Source organism: Inquilinus sp. (assembly GCF_039594555.1).
GTDB lineage: Bacteria > Pseudomonadota > Alphaproteobacteria > DSM-16000 > Inquilinaceae > Inquilinus.
The window spans coordinates 1-5,684 of sequence record NZ_JBCNNF010000436.1 but is presented as its reverse complement, the minus strand read 5'-3'; the positions used below and the strand labels follow the sequence as shown (position 1 = coordinate 5,684).

Here is a 5,684-nt window from a genome sequence, read left to right as displayed (position 1 = left end):
AGGATGTCCGGCTCCAGTCCGTGCTGGCTGGTATAGCCGCCGGGACCGCTCGAGATGGTATGCGTCTCGTCGATGATCAGCACCGTGCCGGTGCGGCGCGTCAAATCACGCAGCGCCTTGTGGAAGCCATCGGCGACCGGGATCATGCCGAAATTGGTCATCAGCGGTTCGGTGAGCACGCAGGCGACGTCGCCGGCGCCGAGGGCGGCCGCGAACACCGCCGGATCGAGCTCCGGCGGGATCGCGATGTAGATGCGGGCGTCGCTCAGGATCTACTCCTTGCCCTGGAAGATGCGGACCAGGGTGTCCAGCAGCTCCAGCGCCTCTTCCCGCGGCCGGCGGAAGCAGTTGCGGCCGATGATCGAGCCGTTGCCGCCGCCGTCGCGGATGGCGCGGGCGTCGTCCAGCACCGAGGCGGTGTCCTTGGCGGCGCCGCCCGAGAACACGACGATGCGGCGGCCGTTGAAGCAGGAGCGCATGACCTCGGCCACGCGCTCGGCCTGGGTGCCGATCGCGATCTTCGCGCCGTCGAACTCCTTCTTCGCCTCCTTCTGCTCGATGAAGTCGCTCGGCAGCTTGACCTTGATAACATGGGCGCCGAGCTGGCTGGCGAGGTGGGCGGCATAGGCCACCACATCGATCGCGGTCTCGCCCTCCTTGGTGATGTTCCCGCCGCGCGGATAGGACCACAGCACGGTCGGCAGGCCGACCGACTTGGCCTCGCGGATCAGCTCGCCGATCTCCTCCATCTGGTCCAGGCCGCGGTCCGAGCCCGGATAGATGGTGAAGCCGATGGCGGTGCAGCCCAGGCGCAGCGCGTCCTCGACCGAGGCGAAGATCGCCTGGTCGGCATCTTCCTTGAAGCGCGACAGGCTGTTCGAGTGGTTCAGCTTCAGGATGGTCGGGATCTGGCCGTACAGCTTGCCGCTCGAGACCTCGAGCTGGCCGAGCGGGGCGGCATAGGCGTTCAGCCCGGCATCGATCGCCAGCTGGTGGTGGTACAGCGGGTCATAGCCGCCGGGATTGACGGCGAAGCTGCGGGCGGGCCCGTGCTCGATCCCCTGGTCGACCGGCAGGATGATCATCTTGCCGGTGCCGCCGAGACGGCCGTTCATCAGGAGCTGCGCGAGCTTGGCCTTCACGGCCGGGTTCTCGCTGTCGTAGTTCGACAGGATCTTCTGCACGCGCGGGCTGATTCTCATCGTCCGTCTTCCTCGATGCGGTGGATCGGTCGGCTGCAATCCCTAGCCGACCGGGACGGCATGTTCAACGCCGCCGGCGCAAAGATGTTTCGCACCAGATGCGCGGCGAATCCGCCCGCGTCACGCCGCTTCGGTCCGGGTGCGGATCGAGGACAGCATCAGGCTGGTCTCGGTCTGCGAGATACCCTGGACCTGGCGGATCCGGCGCAGCGTCTGGTCGAATTCCTCCAGCGTCGCGGTCTCGATCTCGGCGACGATGTCCCAGCGGCCATTGGTCGAATGCAGCGCCCGCACCTCGGGGAAGCCGCGCAGCCGCTGGATCACCCGGTCGGCGGCCTGGCCCTCGACCTCGACCATGGTGATGGCGCGGACCAGGTTCGGCTGGCTGCCGGCCTTCACGACGATGGTGAAGCCCTGGATCACGCCGGTGTCCACCAGCCGGTCGATCCGCGCCCGCACCGTGGCGCGCGAGACGCCGAGCGCCGGGGCCAGGGTGGAGACCGGGGTGCGGGCATCGGCCCGCAGCAGCGCCAGCAGCCTGTGGTCGAGATCGTCCATTCTGCTCAGTTTGCCTTTCCAGTTTGCTCGATCCTCTGAGCAAAATAGCCAAGATGCCGGCTTTATGTCACCTCCCGGTGGGGGGATAATCGGCTCTCACTTCCCCGCCAAACAGGGATGGCCGGACATGGACGGAACCGATCGCACGCAGCAGCGGCCTTCGCGCATCGCCCTGGTGGGCGCGCCGGTCGAAGTCGGGGCCGGCCATCGCGGCGCCATCATGGGGCCGGCCGGCCTGCGCACCGCCGGCCTGCTGCCCAGCCTGCAGGGCCTGGGCTTCGAGGTCGAGGACCATGGCGACCTGGCCCCGGCGCGGCCGCTGCCGGCCGTGGCCGAGACGCCGCAGATGCGCTTCCTGCCGGAGATCGCGGGCTGGGCCCGGGTGCTGAGCGACCGCGCCCATGCGCTGATGGGGCAGGGCGTGCTGCCGATCTTCCTCGGCGGCGACCACAGCCTGTCGATGGGCACGGTCAACGGCGTGCTGCGCCACTGCCGCGAGGCCGGGCGCGAGCTGTTCGTGCTGTGGCTCGACGCCCACACCGACTTCAACACCCCGGCGACCACGCCGTCGGGCAACATGCACGGCATGTCGGCGGCGCTGCTGTGCGGCGAGCCCGGCCTGGACGACGTCTTCGGCAGCGAGCCGCGCGAGCGGCTGGACCCGCAGAACCTGACCATCCTCGGCGCCCGGTCGATCGACCGGGAGGAGCGGGCGCTGCTGCGCCGCCGCGGCGTCGAGGTGTTCGACATGCGCCTCGTCGACGAATACGGCGTCTCGGTGCTGATGCGCCGGATCCTCGACAAGGTCGCGTCGCGCAACGGGCTGCTGCATGTCAGCCTCGACGTCGACTTCCTCGACCCGTCGATCGCGCCGGGCGTCGGCACCACCGTGCCGGGCGGGGCGACCTACCGCGAGGCGCATCTGATCATGGAGATGCTGTACGACAGCGGCCTGGTCGGGTCGCTCGATGTGGTCGAGTTGAACCCCTTCCTCGACGATCGCGGCAAGAGCGCCCTGCTGCTGGTCGACCTGGTCTCCAGCCTGTTCGGGCGGCAGATCATCGAGCCGACCGGGGCGCTGGAACGCGCGGCCTCGGGCGCCCAATAGCCGTGAAGCGACAGGACGGGAACAGGAGCAGGACCATGGCCACATCGGCGACCACCCTCATCGAGACCGAAGCCCGCCTCGGCGCCCACAACTACAAGCCGCTCGACGTCGTGCTGTCGCGCGGCGAGGGCGTCTGGGTCTGGGATGTCGATGGCAACCGCTATCTCGACTGCCTGTCGGCCTATTCCGCGGTCAACCAGGGCCATTGCCACCCGAAGATCCTGGCGGCGATGGTCGAGCAGGCGCAGAAGCTGACCCTGACCTCGCGCGCCTTCCGCAACGACCAGCTGGCGCTGTTCTACGACGAGATCGCGGCGCTGACCGGCTCGCACAAGGTGCTGCCGATGAACAGCGGCGCCGAGGCGGTGGAGTCGGCGGTCAAGGCCGTGCGGAAATGGGGCTACGAGGTCAAGGGCGTGCCCGCGGGCCAGGCCGAGATCATCGTCTGCGAGAACAACTTCCACGGCCGCACGCTCGGCATCGTCGGCTTCTCGACCGACCCGGATGCGCGCGGCGGTTTCGGCCCCTTCGCGCCCGGCTTCAAGGTCGTGCCCTTCGGCGACGCCAAGGCCTTCGAAGCGGCGATCACGCCGAACACCGTGGCCTTCCTGGTCGAGCCGATCCAGGGCGAGGCCGGGGTGATGATCCCGCCGGCCGGCTACTTCAAGACCGTGCGCGAGCTGTGCACCCGGCACAACGTCACACTGATCCTGGACGAGATCCAGACCGGGCTCGGCCGCACCGGCAAGCTGCTGGCCGAGGCGCATGAGGGCATCGAGGCCGACGTCACCCTGGTCGGCAAGGCACTGTCCGGCGGCTTCTATCCGGTCTCGGCCGTGCTCTCGAACTCCGAGGTGCTGGGCGTGCTCAAGCCCGGCCAGCACGGCAGCACCTTCGGCGGCAATCCGCTGGCCTGCGCCGTGGCCCGCACCGCGCTGAAGGTGCTGGTCGAGGAGGGAATGATCGAGAACGCCGAGCGCCAGGGCGCCTATTTCCAGGCCCAGCTGGCCGGGCTGCGCAGCAACCTGATCCGCGAGGTGCGCGGCCGCGGCCTGATGCTGGCGGTCGAACTGCACCCCGAGGCCGGCGGCGCCCGCCGCTACTGCGAGGCGCTGCAGAAGCGCGGCGTGCTGGCCAAGGACACCCATGGCGACACGATCCGGATCGCGCCGCCGCTGGTGATCACCCGCGACCAGGTCGACTGGGCGCTGGAGCAGTTCGCCGCGGTGATGACGGGGTCTGCGTAAAGCCGGATAGGCCGGGACAACCCCCTCACCCGGAACCGCTGCGCGGTTCCGACCTCTCCCCGGGGGAGAGGCAAAAACAACCCTCTCCCCCGGGGAGAGGGAGGGGCCCGCGTGCGAAGCGCGCGGGAGGGTGAGGGGGCTGGGGCGGCTCCGCTATTGCTGGTTCGAGACGATGATCGCGACGCGGCGGTTCTCCCGCCGGCCGGCGGAGGAGCGGTTGTCCTCGACCGGGGCGCTCATGCCCATGCCGACCACCTGCATGTCCCCGGCCGGGATGCCGGCCGCGGCCAGGGCGTCGGCAACCGCCTGGGCCCGGCGCTGGGACAGCGCCAGGTTGTACTCCGGCGTGCCGTAATCGTCGGTGTGCCCCTCGACCCGCAGCCGGTGGATATCGACAGACAGCAGCGCCCGCGCCAGCTGGCCGATGGACTCGCGCTGGCCGGCGGCGAGCGTGGCCTCGTTGGTGCCGAACAGCACCTTGCTCGACAATCCGAACTCCCAGCCATTGCTGGTCAGTTCGAAGCCCTGCTGCTTCAGCAGCGCGATCTGGGCCGGGGTCAGGCCGGATTGGCATGCGGCCATGATCGGGGCGGCAAGGCCGGCAAGGGCCAGGGACAGGGCGGCACGCCTAGTGACGAGATGCAATTTGGGTTCCCCGTTGGTCGAATGGGTCCTGCCCGGCGGCGAGCTGCCGGCCGCCGGGCCGCAGGCGTTTGGCGAGATACATGGCGGCGTCGGCCCGCTGCAGCAGCGTCGCCCCGTCCCGCGCATGGTCCGGGAACACGGCGATGCCGATGCTGACCGAGGCGGCGGCGGTGCCGTCGCCGGGCAGCCGGACCGGCTGCTGCAGGCTGGCCAGGATGTCGTCGGCGACATGCAGCGCGTCGGCGATCTCGCCGATCGGCGCCAGCAGCACCGCGAATTCATCGCCGCCCAGCCGTGCCACCAGGTCGGTCTTGCGCAGCTGGTCCCGTACCCGCGCGGCGACGGCGGCCAGCACCGCGTCGCCGGCGGCATGGCCGAGATCGTCGTTGGTCTGCTTGAAGTTGTCGCTGTCCAGGAACAGCACCGCGACGCGGTCCCGCGACGCCTCGGCCTCCTGCAGCGCCCCGGTCAGCCTTGCCTCGAAGGCGGCGCGGTTCGGCAGGCCGGTCAGGCTGTCATGGCTGGCTTGGTGGGCGAGGGACTCGTTCTCGCGCTGCAGCCGGGCCTGCCAGGCCTCCAGCTCTCCGAGCAGCGCGTTGAAGTCGCCGGCCAACTCGTTCAGCTCGGCGATAGCCGCCGGCGGCACCCGCCGGTCGAAGGCCCGCTGGGTGCGGACCCGGTGGGCCACCGTGATCAGTGTCTGCAGCGGGCCGACGATGCCGGCCACCAGATAGCGCGACAGCAGCAGCGCGCTCAGCGCGCTCAGCGCGACGCAGACCAGCACGACGCAGGCTCCGTTCGCCAGGAAGCGCAGCAGGCCGCCAGCGTTGCCGTAAAGCTCGATGCGTCCGATCTCGATACCGTCATGGCTGATCGGCTGCAGCACGGGCGAGGCGAAGATCATATCGGCCAGGCGATGATCCA

At 69.8% G+C, this 5,684-nt stretch carries 7 protein-coding genes; 2 read left to right on the top strand and 5 right to left on the bottom strand.

Going from position 1 to position 5,684, the window contains the following annotated elements; all coding sequences use genetic code 11:
* From ABDW35_RS30965 to ABDW35_RS30955, 3 genes are all read right to left on the bottom strand, one after another.
* On the bottom strand, window positions 1-218 hold a 218-nt coding region (locus tag ABDW35_RS30965), incomplete at its 3' end, for an aminotransferase class III-fold pyridoxal phosphate-dependent enzyme (RefSeq protein ID WP_343717694.1).
* 54 nt (window positions 219-272) lie between these two features.
* A complete protein-coding gene (locus ABDW35_RS30960) occupies window positions 273-1,202 on the bottom strand; it encodes a class I fructose-bisphosphate aldolase (RefSeq protein WP_343717693.1) in 930 nt (309 codons plus the stop codon).
* 120 nt (window positions 1,203-1,322) lie between these two features.
* Window positions 1,323-1,760 (bottom strand): Lrp/AsnC family transcriptional regulator, encoded by a 438-nt coding sequence (locus ABDW35_RS30955; RefSeq protein WP_343717692.1) that lies wholly within the window; start codon window positions 1,758-1,760, stop codon window positions 1,323-1,325.
* A 127-nt stretch (window positions 1,761-1,887) separates the two neighbouring features.
* On the opposite strand from ABDW35_RS30955, the gene rocF reads away from it, so the two are divergent.
* Both rocF and rocD read left to right on the top strand, forming a co-directional pair.
* Window positions 1,888-2,868 (top strand): arginase, encoded by a 981-nt coding sequence (rocF, locus tag ABDW35_RS30950; RefSeq protein ID WP_343717691.1) that lies wholly within the window; start codon window positions 1,888-1,890, stop codon window positions 2,866-2,868.
* Window positions 2,869-2,903: 35 nt separating this feature from the next.
* The gene (gene rocD, locus ABDW35_RS30945) at window positions 2,904-4,115 is read left to right on the top strand and encodes an ornithine--oxo-acid transaminase (RefSeq protein ID WP_343717690.1); all 1,212 of its coding nucleotides are present in this window, start codon (window positions 2,904-2,906) and stop codon (window positions 4,113-4,115) included.
* A gap of 153 nt (window positions 4,116-4,268) precedes the next feature.
* Here rocD and ABDW35_RS30940 read toward each other — a convergent pair whose 3' ends face one another.
* Together ABDW35_RS30940 and ABDW35_RS30935 are read right to left on the bottom strand one after the other, a co-directional pair.
* Window positions 4,269-4,760, bottom strand: coding sequence for an OmpA family protein (locus ABDW35_RS30940; protein ID WP_343717689.1), 492 nt, complete (start codon window positions 4,758-4,760; stop codon window positions 4,269-4,271).
* Window positions 4,744-5,684 (bottom strand): diguanylate cyclase (locus tag ABDW35_RS30935; protein WP_343717688.1); only part of this gene is annotated, 941 nt, incomplete at its 5' end. The genes ABDW35_RS30935 and ABDW35_RS30940, both read right to left, overlap by 17 nt.